20 protein-coding genes are annotated in these 17401 nt (G+C 53.1%); 14 read left to right on the top strand and 6 right to left on the bottom strand.

The window, feature by feature from the left end:
* Nucleotides 1–33 precede the first annotated feature (33 nt).
* The 3 genes from QWJ10_RS09810 to QWJ10_RS09800 all read left to right on the top strand — a co-directional run bounded on the left by QWJ10_RS09810 (nt 34) and on the right by QWJ10_RS09800 (nt 2553).
* Nucleotides 34–996, top strand: coding sequence for a ribonuclease Z (locus QWJ10_RS09810; RefSeq protein WP_289925929.1), 963 nt, complete (start codon nt 34–36; stop codon nt 994–996).
* A 619-nt stretch (nt 997–1615) separates the two neighbouring features.
* The gene (locus QWJ10_RS09805; protein WP_289925928.1) at nt 1616–2068 is read left to right on the top strand and encodes a chemotaxis protein CheB; all 453 of its coding nucleotides are present in this window, start codon (nt 1616–1618) and stop codon (nt 2066–2068) included.
* A 200-nt stretch (nt 2069–2268) separates the two neighbouring features.
* A complete protein-coding gene (locus QWJ10_RS09800; RefSeq protein ID WP_019363862.1) occupies nt 2269–2553 on the top strand; it encodes a hypothetical protein in 285 nt (94 codons plus the stop codon).
* Nucleotides 2554–2605: 52 nt separating this feature from the next.
* On the opposite strand, the gene QWJ10_RS09795 is transcribed toward QWJ10_RS09800, so the two are convergent.
* The 4 genes from QWJ10_RS09795 to QWJ10_RS09780 all read right to left on the bottom strand — a co-directional run bounded on the left by QWJ10_RS09795 (nt 2606) and on the right by QWJ10_RS09780 (nt 6022).
* Nucleotides 2606–3208 carry a LysE family translocator gene (locus tag QWJ10_RS09795; protein ID WP_197871866.1) on the bottom strand — a complete coding sequence of 201 codons (603 nt, stop codon included), beginning with the start codon at nt 3206–3208 and terminating at the stop codon, nt 2606–2608.
* Nucleotides 3209–3250: 42 nt separating this feature from the next.
* Nucleotides 3251–4105, bottom strand: a complete 855-nt coding sequence (locus QWJ10_RS09790) for an AraC family transcriptional regulator (RefSeq protein WP_289925924.1) — start codon at nt 4103–4105, stop codon at nt 3251–3253.
* A gap of 690 nt (nt 4106–4795) precedes the next feature.
* Complete coding sequence (locus QWJ10_RS09785; RefSeq protein ID WP_289925923.1) at nt 4796–5584, bottom strand: class III extradiol ring-cleavage dioxygenase; 789 nt, start codon at nt 5582–5584, stop codon at nt 4796–4798.
* A 36-nt stretch (nt 5585–5620) separates the two neighbouring features.
* On the bottom strand, nt 5621–6022 hold the full coding sequence (locus QWJ10_RS09780; protein WP_019363867.1) for a DoxX family protein: 402 nt from the start codon (nt 6020–6022) through the stop codon (nt 5621–5623).
* A 113-nt stretch (nt 6023–6135) separates the two neighbouring features.
* On the opposite strand from QWJ10_RS09780, the gene QWJ10_RS09775 reads away from it, so the two are divergent.
* Nucleotides 6136–7047: a LysR family transcriptional regulator gene (locus QWJ10_RS09775; RefSeq protein WP_289925919.1), complete on the top strand. Its 912-nt coding sequence runs from the start codon at nt 6136–6138 to the stop codon at nt 7045–7047.
* Nucleotides 7040–7246, top strand: coding sequence for a hypothetical protein (locus tag QWJ10_RS09770; protein ID WP_197873502.1), 207 nt, complete (start codon nt 7040–7042; stop codon nt 7244–7246). The genes QWJ10_RS09775 and QWJ10_RS09770 overlap by 8 nt, the downstream gene beginning before the upstream one ends.
* A 6-nt stretch (nt 7247–7252) precedes the next feature.
* On the opposite strand, the gene QWJ10_RS09765 is transcribed toward QWJ10_RS09770, so the two are convergent.
* A complete protein-coding gene (locus tag QWJ10_RS09765; RefSeq protein ID WP_289925916.1) occupies nt 7253–8284 on the bottom strand; it encodes a PDDEXK nuclease domain-containing protein in 1032 nt (343 codons plus the stop codon).
* A 55-nt stretch (nt 8285–8339) separates the two neighbouring features.
* A complete protein-coding gene (locus QWJ10_RS09760; RefSeq protein ID WP_074825680.1) occupies nt 8340–9077 on the bottom strand; it encodes a GntR family transcriptional regulator in 738 nt (245 codons plus the stop codon).
* Nucleotides 9078–9246: 169 nt separating this feature from the next.
* Between QWJ10_RS09760 and QWJ10_RS09755 the strand changes: the two genes are divergently transcribed.
* The 9 genes from QWJ10_RS09755 (at nt 9247) to QWJ10_RS09715 (ending at nt 17383) form a co-directional block, all read left to right on the top strand.
* Complete coding sequence (locus QWJ10_RS09755; protein ID WP_289925912.1) at nt 9247–10071, top strand: amidohydrolase family protein; 825 nt, start codon at nt 9247–9249, stop codon at nt 10069–10071.
* 32 nt (nt 10072–10103) lie between these two features.
* A complete protein-coding gene (locus QWJ10_RS09750) occupies nt 10104–11405 on the top strand; it encodes an SLC13 family permease (RefSeq protein WP_122044126.1) in 1302 nt (433 codons plus the stop codon).
* A 197-nt stretch (nt 11406–11602) separates the two neighbouring features.
* Nucleotides 11603–14209, top strand: coding sequence for a YdbH domain-containing protein (locus QWJ10_RS09745; protein WP_289925907.1), 2607 nt, complete (start codon nt 11603–11605; stop codon nt 14207–14209).
* Entirely contained in the window at nt 14209–14400 is a 192-nt protein-coding gene (locus tag QWJ10_RS09740; protein WP_289925905.1) for a YnbE family lipoprotein, read from the top strand. The genes QWJ10_RS09745 and QWJ10_RS09740 overlap by 1 nt, the downstream gene beginning before the upstream one ends.
* A gap of 10 nt (nt 14401–14410) precedes the next feature.
* Nucleotides 14411–14749 (top strand): YdbL family protein, encoded by a 339-nt coding sequence (locus QWJ10_RS09735; protein WP_289925903.1) that lies wholly within the window; start codon nt 14411–14413, stop codon nt 14747–14749.
* 259 nt (nt 14750–15008) lie between these two features.
* Entirely contained in the window at nt 15009–15422 is a 414-nt protein-coding gene (locus tag QWJ10_RS09730; RefSeq protein ID WP_019363877.1) for a response regulator, read from the top strand.
* 193 nt (nt 15423–15615) lie between these two features.
* A complete protein-coding gene (locus QWJ10_RS09725) occupies nt 15616–15948 on the top strand; it encodes a hypothetical protein (RefSeq protein ID WP_289925898.1) in 333 nt (110 codons plus the stop codon).
* Nucleotides 15949–16008: 60 nt separating this feature from the next.
* Nucleotides 16009–16632 (top strand): glutathione S-transferase, encoded by a 624-nt coding sequence (locus QWJ10_RS09720; protein WP_289925896.1) that lies wholly within the window; start codon nt 16009–16011, stop codon nt 16630–16632.
* Nucleotides 16633–16741: 109 nt separating this feature from the next.
* Nucleotides 16742–17383, top strand: a complete 642-nt coding sequence (locus QWJ10_RS09715) for an FMN-binding negative transcriptional regulator (RefSeq protein ID WP_289925895.1) — start codon at nt 16742–16744, stop codon at nt 17381–17383.
* The last annotated feature ends 18 nt before the right edge of the window (nt 17384–17401 follow it).

Here is a 17401-nt window from a genome sequence, read left to right as displayed (position 1 = left end):
ATACTGGTGCGGCACCGATAAATAGAGGCATTTGTGGATTTACTATTTCTGGGCACGTCCGCCGGCGTACCGACCAAGAAACGCAACGTGACCGGGCTTGCCCTACAGGAAGAGATGGGCAGTGCCTGGTTTCTGATTGATTGCGGCGAGGCCACTCAGCACCGGCTACTGCGTACACGTCTGTCGCTGCATGATCTGCAGGCCATCTTCATTACACATGTCCATGGTGACCACTGTTATGGTTTGCCAGGCCTCCTGGCCAGCGCAGGCATGTCAGGCCGAAAGAAGCCACTTCCCATCATTGCCCCGGCGGGCATTGCCGAATGGTTTAACGCGACTCGACAATTCACCCAGTTGTACCTGCCCTTTGACGTAGAGTTTCTGCCGGCTGAGGCGCTAGGGCAGTGGGCATTTCCACGGTGGACGGTCGATGCTACGCCCCTCTCCCATCGCGTGCTCTCTTTCGGCTATCGGTTTACCGAAACAGCCCGTGAGCCTCATCTAAACACTGAAAAATTGAATGCCGAAGGTATTGCACGCGGCCCAATCTGGGGACAGCTGCGTAAAGGCATTGATGTGGTACATGAAGGCCAAACGTTTAAAAGCGGCGATTATGTGTACTACCCCCATGCGGCTCGCTGCCTGGTCGTCTGCGGTGACAACGATCAGCCCGAGCTGTTGCGGACCTTTTGCCAGCCAGCTCAGGTGCTTGTTCATGAGTCGACATATACACAAGATGTTGCAGACAGGGCTGGCGATACATTCGGACATAGCTCAGCGGCCGGGATTGCAAGCTTTGCCCAATCCAGCGGGCTGCCCAATCTTGTCCTGACGCACTTTAGCGCCCGCTATCAAGCCAATCCGGAGCAGTCTCCCTCCATTGAGGATATCCGTAGTGAGGCCGCACACCATTACCAGGGCTCGCTGTTTCTGGCAGAAGACCTTGCTCGATATCGGCTAGCCAAAACAGGGGTACTAAGCCTTGTTTCTGTGTGATTACTAGGTAGATGAGACCGGTAGCATCGTATGCCCTTGAACGCTCACGCCATTGACTCACTGCTTACGTCCAACGTCGACGGCGAGTAGCAGCTGTGACCCGGGACTAAAGCTTATCTGTTTCAGCTGCCGTAGTCTTATATAAGGATGGATGGATGTTTCAAGATATTACAGGGTTAAGACGTAACAGATAGGTCCATAGTTATACACGTACAATTTTCATGTAGAAGATTAAAAAGCAAATCTGCACAATTGCGACGTTCCAACGAAGCGCTATCTTAATCAGCGTCTGGTATCTACTTAGCAAAATTTGTATTTGAATAAAGTTCAGAAAATTTAATGATTTAGCAATTCTGCAACTTATCTTTCACCCAGCTTTCCATTGAATACAGGTTGTATTTGAACCTGTTCTGTAGTGATGTCATAGCTCATGAAGTGTGCTCCTCTGTATCGCCGCGTTTAGTGTGTTGGCGAAGTTGTTGTACTCGCGGCGATACAGTTTTTTATTCCCGTTGTTTTTCCGTCTGTACGCAGCCGCATACGGAGCGTGAGGGCAGTAAGCCGGAGTTACCTTTTCATCAGGACATGCTTTCACAGCGTTTTGCATGAGAAGTTTAAGATGAGCTCAATCAACAACATTGTAGTTATTACCTCCCCCCTTCCTGGTCTTAGAGCCTTATGCCAGCTCGCCAGCACGTTTCCTTCCCGCCTGGAAACCTGTGTCGTTGTGATGCTTCGTATAGCAACCGACAGCCCTGTAGAGGCGCTCGTAACGCTTATGGGACGCTATACCTTCCTTCCCGTAAAAGTATGCACACCCGGCGAGCTACTCGTGGCGGACTGCGTCTATCTCACTCCGCCTGGGTATCAAGTCACTATAGAGCCCAAGGGCATGATCAGGCTTAAACGGCTTGATTCCGCAAGGCATGAGCATGCCTCAGCAGATAAACTGTTCACCTCTGCAGCCAAGGTATTTGGGCCGCGTACAATAGGCGCGGTGTTATCAGCATCGGGACGAGACGGCGTCGAGGGCTTGCGTGCCATCAAAGGCGCCGGGGAGTCTGTATCGTAGAGGATCAAAGACAGGCTATTAGCTATACCACAGCTATTCATGAACTTAGCGCCTGTAACCCGAACTACTGCGTGCCGGTAAAAGAAATGGGGCTTTTGCTTGCCCAACTAACGACTCAGCACTAACCCGCTTCATGTGACATCGCGACGGATCGTATTTAACCGTTTTTGCTTAATGATCAATGCTGCAAGAGGTGTCTTATGTCCGTGCCTGAGTTTTCTGACAAGGAAATCCTCACCTATACACTGGATGTCTTGAGAGAGCAGATTTGCCTGTACCGCGAACAGGTACCTGCCCCACTGCTTAACAATATCGAACAGGTTCTGGGTGGGCCGGTATGCAAGCCAGCCGAAGAACTCGAACAGCTGCGTTTCAACCAGTGGCTAGCATTGCACGCGTTCGATGCTCCTCTGGATGTTCATGAGAGAAAATGGTTATGGAAGGGCTGGCTGGCTCGAGCCAAATATCCTGAAAGTACTACATGAAGACAGCCATAGTTAGGCCAGGCAGTTGTCTGGCCTAACTATGGGACAAACATCAAAGCAGGCTCAGCCAAGCCGATCCCAATAACAGCAGGCCCATGAGACGGTTGAAGTATCTGACACGGATGGCAGAATCGAGCCAGCGCGAAACGCTTGAGCCCAGCACTGCCCATGCCGTCAGACACGGAATCGATATCGCAAAGAATACAGATGTCAGCTGTACCACCTGCGCGGCCTTGTCTGACCCGGCTTGCGTAAACACGCTGATAACGGCGATCGCCATCATCCAGGTCTTTGGATTTATCAGCTGCAACCCGGCCGCTCCGCCAAACCCGACGCGCTTGTCATTGGCCATGGACTCACTCATCTCATTCAATGGCGTGGCTGGGCTGCTAAAGATCTGCCAGGCCAGATAACTCAACCACAGCACGCCGGCAGTGCTCATCACGAGCTGGATCAACGGGTAGCTCGTCAGGCTTTCGCCAATCCCCACGCCTGTTACCAGCACGATACCGGCCGCGCCTGCACACCCACCCAGGACAATAGGTAATGCCTTCCAGAATCCATAGCGGGCACTGTGACTTAACACCAGGATGTTGGTGGGCCCTGGAGTGATGGAGGCTACCAGAGAGAACAGAATGAACGGCACAGAAATCATCTTATCGACTCCACAGTTATACGGCTGAAGTCAATTGTGGTGTTAGCTGCGTGAGGCGTCTGGAAGATTTGAGCAGCACTTGCGGTAGCTGGCTGGAGTCAGCCCATAGGCGCGGCGGAACCAACGGCCCATGTGGCTCTGATCCGCAAAACCGAGTCTCATGGCAACCTCGGCCGGTTGATCGCCTTTCGCCAACATAAAACGAGCCTTGGCGAGTCGCAGCTGGATGAGGTAGGCATGGGGTGCCAAACCAAAGGCGGCCTTGAAGGCTCGGGTCAAGCGAAATCGATCCACGCCTACGGTATTAGCAAGCTCATCCAGGCCTACATCGTCCTGCATGTGAGCGTGAAGATAATCTCGAACGCGATAAGCTACCAACGGAAGTCTGGGATCATAAGCTCCCCGCATTCGCCATTTCACATGGTCGGTCAGCTTGATCAGCAGTTGATCCAGCGCGGTCTGCCTTACTATTCTCAACTCATTGTATTCGAGCGCTTTGAACGCATCGGCAATGGCGATTATCAGTTCGGTCTGATCGGTCAGTGTTGCGCCAAAACTGGGAAGGCATTGTACAGGCGCATCCTCATGCAACATCCTCAACTCACGCTCGATCCACTGCGGCTCCAGATAAAGCATGGAGTAGGTAAACCCACCCTCTGCCGGCGCATGGCCATCGTGAATCTCACCCGGCTCAAGCATGAAGACCTTACCAGGGGTGCTGACGTGCAGCGCATTGCGGCAGCTGAACTGCTGCACGCCTTGCTCGGTAAACCCTACAAGATAGCTGTCATGCCAATGGGGATCATAGGCATGACCCTCAAAATGAGCACGAATGGTCTCGATGCCGGTTTCAGCGTCCTGGCTCAGGTGAACCCAGCTTTTCCTGTCGTCTGTCATAGTTAGGACTTTCGCCTTGATATCATGGACGGCAACAAACAGATCGTCTTGGTATCGTATCAGCCTCTTTCCGATTGAATCTGGAACATTTGTGCAGTCATATTGAGCGTTGACTTAATTGGCGCAGCCAGGACCAGCCCAGGAATATGTTCAAACGACATGCGTGCAGACCAACATCCCGCTTGTTTCTTGGAACAGTAACGGTTAGATCTCGAAGCGATTTAACCCGGTTTCTCGAGCCAGACTTTCCGTCTGAAAAGAGCACCATTGAAGAACACCTTGCCAGATGCTTACGGGACGTACTGGTACTTACACCTATACAACAGATCACTGATCCTGGGGAAAACGATCTAATTATAGATGTCTGCGTCAAGGATTTTCGCTGGGGAACAGTCTTGTTACCTAATATGGGAGCGATTGACTGTCTGCTTCTCTGGCCTCCCAAAATTGCATTGGAGGCAACGCTATATAGCGTAATACCAGGCGCCCCCAGGACTGTCTTTTTTGCGGAAGAAATAATGACGTGGAGATCATACTTGCGTCTGCGGCTTTCCTGGAAAGCTGTTTTAAATCTTAAGCCAGCGGTAGGACGACAAGAGCTTGAGGGCCTATTGTATCTAGCCTGTAACCGACTTTTGCTTCAGGTTAGACCGTATCTATAGTCCATAGACACACCTCATTATCGATGTCTCAAATAGGGCTGCGCTCAAACCGGTACACATCCATCGCCAATATCTGATGGTTTATCTCGCTGAACCATACGTGTGCCTCGCTCTGCTCACCCGCTGCACCCAATGCAACGAAAAGAGGTAACAAGTGCTCATCACTCGGGTGAGCCTGAACGCCCTCCAGTGACTGCCCACGGTAGTCCAGCAGAGCGGCTATATCTCGAGCCTTCAGGCGGTCTTGCATCCACACCTGAAAGCCTGTGACGTAGCGGGGAACGGACCGGTGCGGCCTGCGAAAATCGCCCAAGTTATGTGTCAGACTGCCTGACGCAATAAGGAGTATGTCGTCAGCCAATGATGACGCTAATGCCTGACCGAGCTGGTAGTGATAGGCAGGGCCCTTGTTTTCATCAATGGACAGGTTGACGACTGGAACATCGGCATCAGGATACATGTAACGCAGTGGCACCCACGCGCCATGATCCAGCCCGCGATTAGGATCAATACGTACCGGCAACCCTTGAGCCTGCAACGCCTCTGCCAGCTGAAAAGCCAGGTCAGGTTCACCCGGCGCGTTGTAGCGCAGCGCATAAAGCGCCTGAGGAAAGCCATAAAAGTCATGGATGGTGTCATGCTGCGAGGTCGCTCCGAGCACTGGATATGGTGCCGAAAAATGAGCGGATACCATTACAATGGCTCGCGGACGTGGTAACGCCGCGGCAAGCTCCGTCCAGGCCTGCCCTGCCCGCCCTGCATCCAATGCCTCCATTGGCGAACCGTGGGATATGAAAATCGTGGGAAGTCGGCTCATGGTGTTCTCCTCAAGGGTGCAGCGCGGTTTAGAACCTTAATCCTTACGAAGCGATGGCTTCAGAGCCAAGGCACCGGGCCCCAGGAGTGCCAACGCAGCGGCCGTGACCGCCAGAAAAACAGGATATTCCCAGCCGCCATCAGCTGCGGTAAATGACCAGCCGTTTCCAAAGTGTACGGAAGAGGCTGCCAGTAATTGTACTGCCGCAACGGCTGCAACCCAGCGAGGCAGGATGCCCAGTATCAGCATTGCACCCGCCAGAATTTCGAAGAACGTAACCGGATAGGCCAGCACGCCTGGAAAACCAACCGATTCAAAGAACTGTGCGGTACCCGATAAGGTAAAAACGAACAGCTTTGTAAGGCCGTGGGCCAGAAACATGATACCTAGCGCTAAGCGCAACAGGAGCGCGGCATAGGGAGCGGTACGAGTATCCATCGTTAAATCCTTAGAAAAAAGTGCGGTCGGTCAGATACCGCTATTCTTTGTATTTCCCTTTTAGAGATAAATAGGGTAAATAAAAATGAATTATTTACATTTTGGAAATCGACATGGATACGCTTTCTGCGCTATCTGCCTTCGTCAAAGTAGTGGAACTAGGGTCATTCGCTGCGGCCGCTGATCGACTTGAACTGTCCCGCTCGGGACTTACGAAACTGATCGCCTTTCTTGAGCGTAAATACGATGTGAGACTGCTTAACCGGACGACACGCAAGCTAAGCCTTACCGATGCGGGTCGTGCACTCTATGAGCGCATTCTTCCGTTACTGGCCGAGTTTGATGACCTGGAAACAGCCCTGCAGTCTGATGTCCAGCATCCGCGGGGGCGGCTACGGGTCAATGCCCCGTTCTCCTTTGGTATCCTGCAGCTGGCCCCGGTAATTGCCCGATACATGGAGCGATACCCAGAGGTATATGTTGATCTTGAACTGAATGACCGAGTCGTTGACCTTGTAGAGGAAGGTTTCGATCTGGCAGTACGTATTGGTCAGCTCGACGACTCCAGCTTAGTCGCACGTCAACTGGCCGTACTCGACTTAGTGGTGTGTGCCTCACCGCTCTACCTGAAACAGCATGGAACGCCAGCGCATCCACTGGAACTCAGACAACACCGCTGCCTCAACTATACGTACGCGCGCCAGGGTAATGAATGGCTCTTTCAACGCGACGAAGAAGAAGTACGAGTCAAGGTATCCGGGATGTTTCGGGCCAATAACGGCGATGTTTTGCGAACTGCAGCCTTGGCAGGTCATGGAATTATTCTGCAGCCAAGCTTCATCATTGGCGATGACATAAAAGCTGGTCGCCTAGTACCGCTACTGCAAGCGTGGAAGACCAGCTACACCCCCATTCTCTATGCTGTTTACCCTCACCGCCGCTTCCTTTCAGCCAAAGTCAGGACATTTATCAAACATCTTCAGAATAGTCTAGGATACAGTACAGGACGCAATGAAGGTGACTAAGAACTTACTGGACGATATCCGCCAACTGCCGTGTACCATTAACAATCAGGACATCGCTATTACAGCTACGCTGGCAGTTTGCGAAATGGCGGTCTCGGAGTCGCTATCTGCTACCGTAAAGCGCGCAGACAAGGCGTTGTACAAAGGTAAGGAAAGCGGACAGAATCAAATCGTCCTGGCAGACCTTCGCATTGAATAAGATCCGCTAAGTGTCACTCATGTCATCGTCACGACTGTTCAACCGATAAAACTCATGCAGCTTTTCCTGCAGTAGTTTCTTGTCGGGCAAATGGGTCTGGTATTCCGCTACAAGCGCAGGCGACAAAGATCGATTCAACGCGTACTCAACGACTTCATCATCCTTGCTGGCACAGAGCAGAACACCAATTGCAGGATTTTCATGCACCTTGCGTACGGTGCGGTCCAGCGCCTCAAGGTAGAACTCGAGTTTACCCAGATATTCCGGCTCGAATCGGCCTACCTTGAGCTCGATGGCCACCAAGCAATTCAGGCCCCGATGGAAGAACAGCAGGTCCAACGCGAAATCCCGTCCACCGACCTGTAAGGGATACTCGGAGCCGACGAAGCAGAAATCCCGCCCGAGTTCGATCAGAAAATCCCTGAGTCGCTGCAGCAGTCCGTGGTGCAAATCAGCCTCTGCATGTCCCTCCGGAAGCCCAATAAATTCGACCATATAGGCATCCCTGAACACACTCAGCGCCTCAGGATGACTTTGTCTCAGCGCTGCCGAGACTTTTGCAGGCTGCGTAACGGAGCGCTCAAACAGTGCAGACTTGAACTGCCGCTCCAACTCACGGCTGGACCACCGTTCCTGCATGGCCAGCCGTAAATAGAACTCACGCTCTTCGGGGCGCTTGCTCTGACTGAGAACAATGAGGTTGTGGGTCCATGGTAACTGCCGTACCAGAGCGGCTAGTGATGGTTCGTTACGGTACGCTTCATAGAACTGGCGCATTCTGAACAGATTGGCGCGAGTGAAACCACGCAAGCCGGGTTGAGTCTGTGCAAGATAGCGCGCCAACTGATCGACGACCCCGTCTCCCCACTCCGCGGTTTCAAGCTTGGCGCTGATATACGCCCCTACCCGCCAATACAAATCGATCAACTCGATGTTGACGGCCTGAACCGCTCGCTGGCGAGCGGTTGAAATAAGACTGGCTACCTCAGCAAAACGCTTGTCATCCAGAGGCAGATTGGGCGTGGTCTGATCAGACATACCGTGGAGAACGTCCAGGATAATTATTGGAAACGGCCGATTTTAAAGTGACTCTTTAGGTTATCTCGACCTGGTAACGAAAGCCTTCTGCCGCACCTCGAGATACTCTGTACTCGATGGGAAGCCGGTCATAGCCCAGCGCGATACGTTCGATCACGACAACCGGTTTGCCCTCCTCGATTTCCAGAATCCGAGCCGTTTCAGCCGAAGCCGATTCCACCGTCAGCGTTTCCTGCGCTGATGCGACATGCTGGCCGCATTGCTGCTCGTAAAAGGGATAAAGCAGATTGCCGAACCTGCCTGGGTCTACGTCTAGAAGCCTGGAAAACTTCGAGCCGGGAAGCCAGATATCCTCATAGAATTTCCGCTGCCCCTCGATGACACGGACGCGCTCCAGATGTACTACCTGCTCATGCTTCTTGAGAATTAATGCATGGATCACGGCCTGAGGAGGCTGCTCGAGCGTGCGGCTGAGTACCTGACTGGTCGGCACAGCCTGGCTACCGGACGAATCTATCTGGCGAAAAAAACGAAAGAATGAGGCATTGAAGCTTGGCCGACGAACAAACGTCCCCCTGCCCTGGCTTCGTTCGAGCAAGCCCTCGCTCACCAGCGTATCCACTGCCTTTCTCACCGTCCCGATGGCAACGCCATAGAGCTTGGTCAATTCAGCCTCGGTGGGGATCGACTGGCCTGGCAACCATTCACCTGACGCAATCCTGGCCAGTATTTCATCACTCAACCGTTGATAGAGCGGTAAACGCTCATCCTGTCCCAGCTTTGCGTTGTTCATATCGTCATCCAAACGACTGGTAGACCTACTTTACCACGAGCACCGCCGGGTGATGCATTGACAGCTAACACGCATCGCTATACGTTCCTCTATTCATATAGATGAATATATGTTTTATGGGCAAGGGTGGTGGTTACCTTTGCCAAAACACACAACAAGGGTAGTGCCCATGTCTCAGCCATATATGCCCATCACGGGTATCGATACCCATGCACATATTTTTTCCCGTGACCTTCCCCTGACTGAAAACCGGCGCTACAGCCCTGACTACGATGCCCTTGTGGAAAGCTATCTGGCTCATCTGGAGCATTGCGGGCTTTCCCATGGTGTGTTGGTACAGCCCAGCTTCCTGGGGACCAACAATAACTTCATGGTAGGTGCGCTGCGGGTCTATCCGGAACGGTTACGTGGCACAGCGGTAGTCGATTCCGAAGTCAGTGACGCCGAACTCAATGAATTGGAAAAGGCAGGGGTAGTGGGTGTAAGACTGAACCTGGTCGGACTTCCGCTGGAGGATTACTCACAGCCACGGTGGCAAACCTTTTTCAAGAAGATGGCCGACCGAAACTGGTCGGTCGAAATCCAGCGTGCCATAGAAGACCTCTGCCTTATCGTTCCAACGCTATTGGATGCAGGGGTCAACGTTGTCATCGACCACTTCGGCTTGCCCGCCGGCTGTATAGATCCTGAAACGCCAGAGCATCAGGCCTTCCTGTCGCTTCTGCCTGACTCCGCTATATGGGTCAAACTGTCCGCGACCTATCGAAGCAAGGCCAGTCTAGAGCAAGCTACCCAGATGGTTGATATATTGCGCAACGCCTATGGACACTCTGATCAACTGTTATGGGGTAGCGATTGGCCTCATACCCGCTTCGAGGACCAGACCGATTATGATGCCCAGTTTTCAATAATGACCTCCCTCCTCCCGGATGTGCTGGAAAGAAGGAAAGTGCTGGTGGACAACCCGGCCAGACTGTTCAAGTTCAAGCCCTGAAAACCAGACAATAACAACAAGGAAAGACAATTATGATGAGTCTGCTCGTCGTGACGGCGATTGCCGTTGCCATTGTCCTCGGGTACAAGACCCGGATCAATATCGGCCTGTTTGCTATCGCCTTCGCTTACCTGATCGGCTCGTTTGTGATGGGTATGAGTCCGTCGGAAGTCATCAACCTCTGGCCGCTCAAAATCTTCTTTATCATTTTCTCGGTATGCCTGTTCTACAGTTTTGCCATCGTTAACGGCACGCTGGAAAAACTGTCGGAGCATTTGCTGTACAGCTGCAGAAAAGTACCCTACCTGTTGCCCTACGCCGTTTTTGTTACCGCCACTCTGATCGCGGCCTTAGGCGCTGGGTACTATACGGTACTAGCATTTATGGCGCCTATTACGCTGCTCTTGTGCGAACGAACCGGCATGAGCCTAATATTAGGTTCGATGGCAGTAAATTACGGAGCATTAGGTGGCGCCAATTTTGTCTCCAGCCAGAGCGGGATTATCTTCCGCGGCCTGATGGTAAATGCAGGAGTTCCGGAACAAACCGCCTTTATCAACAGCTTTGGCATTTTCGCCAGTACGATTGTAATTCCACTACTGGTCATCACTGGCTTTGTCCTGCTCAGCGGGCCCAAGCAGTCTATGAAGGAGGCTGCGTTCAACATCAGCGCACCTACACCCTTCACAAAAGATCAGAAAACCACGCTGTGGTTGACCCTTCTAATGATGGGGCTTGTCTTGCTGGCTCCTATCGCCCACCTTATCTTCCCCCAGAATGACACGATCAGCTTTATCAACTCGAAGATGGATATTGGTCTGATCGCCAGTGTTTTCTCCGTGATTGCACTGCTGCTCAAGCTGGGCGATGAGCGCAAGGTCATGGCTACGCTCCCCTGGTCTACCATCATCATGATCTGTGGCGTAGGTATGCTGATCTCGGTTGCGATCAAGGCCGGCACGGTTGATCTTCTGGCGTCCTGGATCAGCGCCAACATACCGGCCGTCCTGGTACCTGTTGCTTTTGGTGTGGTCGCGGCGCTGATGTCCTTGTTCTCAAGTACATTGGGCGTGGTAACACCTGCGCTCTTCCCGATCGTGCCTGCAATTGCCGCTAATCTGTCCATTGATCCGATGATCATTTTCATCTGCATCGTAGCGGGGGCACAGGCAACCTCTATTTCGCCTTTCTCTTCCGGGGGAAGCCTGCTGCTGGGCTCATGCCCCACTGAACAAAGCCGCTCTGCTCTCTTTCCCAAGCTCCTGTTCAAAGCAGCGCCACTCGGCTTCATCGCCGCCCTGGTGTTCAACTTTGTTTTGACATTCTGCTTGTAACATTAGCGTGTTCGCCAAGCCCCGGGTTAAACGCCCGGGGCTTTTTTGTCTTGATTACAAAAGCGTCATTGTAGTTTGGTTGCGTTATAATGGGCTGGTATTACTGAGAAAAATAAGCATTTAATGCAAAACGAAGGCACCAGGGTTGATTCAGTGGTTTAGACGCTTCACCCTAACGTCGAGCCTGTATTCGAGCGGTGAGTCCACTGTCTAACGTCAATTCTTCTCGCGCCCTACGCTGGTTTCGGCGTTTAGGCTGGGCCAGTGTAGTTTTCCTGTTATTGCTGGCATCCGGTTCGCTCGGCTTTGCGTTATTGATTCGCTCGCTGGGTATTACACACTGGAATCTACAAGGGCTGTATCTGAATACTCACTCGATAGGGTTACAGAGCCTATCGCTTGTCCAAGCCGATAAAGATGGTACAGAGCAGTCACTCAACACCGGGCCACTGATGTTTGAGTGGACCGGGCGTCATCTCAGGATCGATCACGTTGAGCTCGCGCTGACTGCTATTCCAAACGGTACCAGCAGTAAGCCTATTGGCCCTCTGCACCTTGACGCTCCTCTCGCCATACCGACATGGCTACCCGATCGTCTGGATGCACCTAATTTCACGTTGTCTCTGCCCTGCGCACAAGGCCAGTGCAGGCTGGAAGGCTCCTTGAGTGCAAGCCAGGCAAACAACCAGGCCTTGCCCCTCAGCCTGGAGCTCACGCTTCGTCATGAGGGGCGCACATTACAAACCCTGGCCTTGCTTGAAGGCACACCAGAGGCACCACGCCTGACAGCCAACCTTGCCATTGATGATCAGCCAAGGCTTGTGCTACGGACTGCGCTAACGCCCCACGGCGACGGAGTGGCTTGGGGCGGTGACCTCCTGATTCCTGCGTTTAATGAAGGCCCCTGGGTTCTGGACTGGATCAACCAGTGGTGGCCAATGCCTGCCGTGAACGCTGAATCCTTGCCGGGTGCTCTTCGAGTACAAGGTGACTGGCAGTTGTCCCTACCTAACACAATTGACGACCTCCAATCCCTGCTTAATGCACAAGGCAGTATTCGGCTTGATGCGCATTTACCCCAAGCCTGGCCAGTGCCAGGACTGGGATCACTTCGAGGCGATGCCAGCGTGGATGCTACAGTGGATCACGGCTATGTAATGCCTCGAGCCCTGCAAGCCGATCTGCAACTTGCAGTAAAGAACCAACCTTGGCAGCTCCAACTCCCGCAGGGTATACGACCCGACCAACTCCATATCCGGGCGCAGACACCTGCACCTATTGATCAGCCGGACGTGCTGCTCCCCCTCGACCTTACCCTAACCTCCCGTGGCGAAGCAGCTCTGGACCTGAAGGGACGCCTTAAGGTTGCTACTCAGGCCTCTTGGCGCCTCCTGGTGGATGGGCTTGATCTGCATGGGACCGTTCCAAATTTTAAGCAATCCAGCGTTGCCGTTCACACTCTCGACGTCAAACTGAAGGCGCAAGGGAAGATGGATCAGCGCAGTGCTGAGCTGACCTTCTCCAATATCATGCTAGGTGCGCGCCAGCTGGACATCGGTAGCGGTACTTCGGGGACACGCCTGGACAACGTATCTGCAACTTCGCCTGGGCTCAACCTAATGGGGCGGCTGGACGATCAGCAGGACGTGCATTTCACATTGAAGGGCAACACTCAGCTCGAGACCAAGCGCATTGCTCACCCGCAGCTCAAAGCTGCCAAATGGAACTGGGATGGACAGCTTGAGTTGACGGATCGGGCACTAGGTCTAAATGGTACACTCAGGACCGATACAGGCCTCAGCCTCAAGACCCGGCTTCGTCAGTCTCCTGATCAGTCGTTCGTCCTGGAAGGCATACTGGACACATTATTCATGCGGGCTGGAAATCCCTTTGCAGCCACATTTACCGCCTGGCCGGCCTTGCTGGAATTCAATACGGGACGTCTTGACGGCCAGCTTGCCCTTCGTGTCCCTCAACAAGGCGACATGAACCTGCATATTGATCTGGATGCTCAAGGTCTGGGCGGTATTTACGATCGCCTGGAAATGCATGGCGTTGGTGCAAAGGTTGCGCTTGATTTGAATAACGATCAGCTGAGCGTAGCATTGCCTGCGTTCAAAGCCGATAGCCTTAACCCAGGGTTTACTCTAGGTCCTCTTGAATTGAGCGGCGCCTATCGCGCTCGGCTGGATGATCCACTGGCCGGCACGCTGTCCTGGCAACAGGCTCAAACGGCCATATTGGGAGGTCGCCTGTGGATACCGCCAGGCCAAGGCAACCTGGGCGACTTCACGCTTGCGCTGCCGGTGCATCTCTCAGGTCTGCAAGTCGCTTCACTATTGGAAGCCTACCCGACCGAGGGGCTCAGCGGCGAAGGTACAATTGACGGGCAGTTACCCCTGCACTGGACGCGCCAGGGTATTCGCGTCGAGCAAGGCGTTGTCGGCGCACGTGGAGCCGGCATGCTACGCTTCCGCTCGGATCGAATCAAAGCGCTAGGGCGGAGCAATCCCGGGATGAAACTGGTAGCCGATGCGCTCGACGATTTCCATTACGAGGTACTTCGTAGCGGCGTTGATTACCGTGAAGACGGTACACTGATGCTTTCACTCCGCCTGGAGGGCCGCAACCCTGATATTGAAAAGGGACGAGCGTTCAACTTTGGAATCAACCTTGAAGAAAACATTCCGCAACTACTGACCAGTCTGCAACTGACTGACCGAGTCAGCGACACCATTCAACGTCGTGTGCAGGAACGCCTGCATCATGATCAAACTGGCCCCAAAGCCGAGGAGAAGCCCTAATGGGGTTGCGCCCACTATTCGGCATGTTGCTCTTATGCCTCCTGGCAGCAGCCTGTACACCTACCGTACAGGTCGCGGTTCCAAACGAGCCGATCAACATCAACCTGAACGTAAAAATCCAGCATGAAATCTACATCAAAGTAGACAAGGCACTGGACAACGTTCTCAGCGAAAACAGCGGTCTATTCTAAGGAGCCAGCCATGCGAATCCGTGTTGCCAGTTTGATGCTGGCCCTGCTTTTCACCAGTCCCGCCTGGGCCATGAGCCTCAACGAGGCGATGGCCACCCTGAGCCATGCCAAGTCAAGTGGCCAGGTAGGCGAACAACCCAATGGCTACTTGGGCGCGGTTGACGGGAGCAGCCAAGGCACCGAAATTGCCAATCTGATCAATCAGGCCCGCCGCGATGAGTACCAGCGTCTGGCTCAGCAAAATGGCATCCAGCTGGGTGACGTAGAAGCCATCGCCGGCAAGAAGGCGATCGAGAAGACACCCGCGGGGCAATACATCCAGCTCAATGGAAAGTGGGTCAGAAAATAAACGGTACCTGCATGAAAAGCCAGCATCTTGCTGGCTTTTCTACATCTATTTTACTTGTAAGCTACTCGTCCAGATCCAGGCCTAACGCTTTGGCCAAGCCTGTACGGATACAACAAATTCGCCAATATCATGACTCCGGCTGGCACTTAATCACTCTCTTTGTGTCCATTTCTTCGAACCACATAGGGAATACGCCGAGTCCTCCGAGTACATCCGTTTGACGACGGCTTCTGGCAGATATCTGGAAAAGCACTGACATATGTATAGTCAACAATCGACACAAGGTACCAACCGCACCCCCTCCACTGTTCTCGTTGTAGAAGATGAGGAAGTGATTCGGGAATTCGTCCGTGAGCTTCTGGATGGCGAGGGTTTCAACGTCATGACCGCAGAGTCGGCCGACGTGGCTCATGCCCTTCTGCAGGACAAGGCGGCAGATATCGACCTGCTGATCACCGACATCCGTATGCCAGGCTCGATGGACGGTGCCCAACTTGCCAATCATGTAGGCGCTACATGGCCTCATATTCCCATCATCGTAATGTCCGGTTATGACACGCCAGCCACTGCCAGCATCAAGTATAAGGTCAGGTTTCTGCCCAAACCGTGGTCGATCGGCCAGCTAATCGATATGGTAACGGGTGTTGCGTACTCTGCGACTCCCAGTACCTGACCCTTCTTGAACGGGTTGAACAACACCTCCAGTTGATCAACCCGCTGCGGCACACGATTAAACCACTATCCATGAAGCATGCTCCGTGTTCGACCTAGGCCAACTTGCTCTGCTGTTTTCCTAGCATCTCTCGAGCAAATAAACCTGTCCGCCCAACGCTCTAAAAAGTTTTCACGGGCCTATATGTACACCTATGAGTATTGATACGCCCCCCTACCCCGTTACGCCTGATGGCCGCTATTTCGTGGTACGTGGTCAACTCTGGCGATGCACCAATCCTGCACTTCCAGAGGCGCAACGCAAGGTGCTTACCCACGACTTGATGACGGCGCGCAGAGAGGTGGGCCAAGCGAAGCGCAACCACGACAAAGCGGCTGAACAGCAGGCTCGCCACCGGGTCGATGAAGCCAAGCGCGCTTTAGGTGAGCGTGGGCCAGTGTGGTGGACAGACGGAGCGCCCGACTATAACCGCCGACAAGTTGCCAACACGCCCTATGCAGGCTGGTTTGAAACATTGACGTCCTGAGAAATACTAGTCATTTCAGGCAATGGGTAGAATCAGCAGTAACCTCTAAAGGGAAATACTATGCTGACGGTTCTGGGAAAGGCGACATCGATCAATGTTCGCAAGGTCATGTGGACGTGCGAAGAGCTTGGCATTCCCTTCACTCTTGAAGAGTGGGGCACAGGGTTCAGGCCAACGGATGATCCGAACTTTCTAGCTCTGAATCCCAACGCCATGGTCCCGGTTATCCAGGACAAGGGGTTCGTCTTGTGGGAATCGAATTCAATCATTCGCTATCTGGCGAACCACTATAATGGAGAGGCTCTATATCCGGTGGAGAATAAGGGTCGCGCCATCATTGATCAGTGGATCGACTGGCAGGCCTCTACGCTGAACCCCTCCTGGAGCTATGCCTTCCAAGCGCTGGTAAGGCGGTTACCCAACCATCAGGATCCAGAACAAATCAGCCAGAGTCATCACCAATGGTCAGCATGTATGGCCATCCTTGACGCCCAGCTTCAGAAAACCAAGGGTTATGTAGCAGGCGAAGTCTTTTCGCTTGCGGACATTCCGATCGGTCTTTCTGTGAACCGATGGTTCGAAACGCCTGTAACACATCTCCACCTACCCGCCTTGAACACTTATTATGATCGGCTGGCTGAGCGCTCCGGTTTTCTGGTCTATGGTAGGAATGGCATTCCGTAATTCAGCACGGACCTCATAACTGTAATGTTCAATCTGCTGCATTCTGTATATGGTTGTCTCTGGAGGCATACCGTTAAGGTTACGTTGATTCTCTAACGGAGCCTTGCGCATGTATCTTCCGACCCCTTTCAAGGAAACGGACCCAGCCGTTCTGCATCGCTTCGTCAAGGAGCACCCGTTGGGTGCTTTGGTTATACAGGGAAGTCATGGTTTGTCTGCCGAGCATCTTCCGTTTTTGCTGGAAAGCGAGGAGACGGGTCTAGGCATTCTCAAGGCTCATGTGGCGCGTGCCAGTCAGCTCTGGCAGGAAGCGCTTAATGGCAATGACGAAACGCTTGTCATCTTCCAGGGGCCAAGCGCCTATATTTCACCTTCCTGGTATGCCAGTAAACTTGAAACGCACCGGGTCGTGCCGACTTATAACTATGCCACCGTACATGCCTATGGACGGATCAAGGTCAGAGACGATGCCCAATGGGTCAGAGGCCTTGTGGCTCGCCTGACCCGTGAACATGAGGCTACTCAGGACACGCCCTGGAGAATGACCGATGCGCCAGCCGACTTCATTGACGAGCAATTGTCTCGAATTGTCGGTATAGAAATCCACGTTTCCCGCTTGGAAGGAAAATGGAAGATGAGCCAGAACCGCAGCGAAGCGGACCGTAAAGGCGTACTTCAAGGCCTACACCGTAAATCTACACCTCAGGCCACCGAAGCAGCAGCCGAAATGCTCCGCACTTCACCAGAATAAGCCCAAACCCTCCCCCTA

Source organism: Pseudomonas sp. WAC2 (assembly GCF_030403525.1).
GTDB lineage: Bacteria > Pseudomonadota > Gammaproteobacteria > Pseudomonadales > Pseudomonadaceae > Chryseomonas > Chryseomonas luteola.
This window is presented reverse-complemented; position numbering and strand designations above follow the sequence as displayed.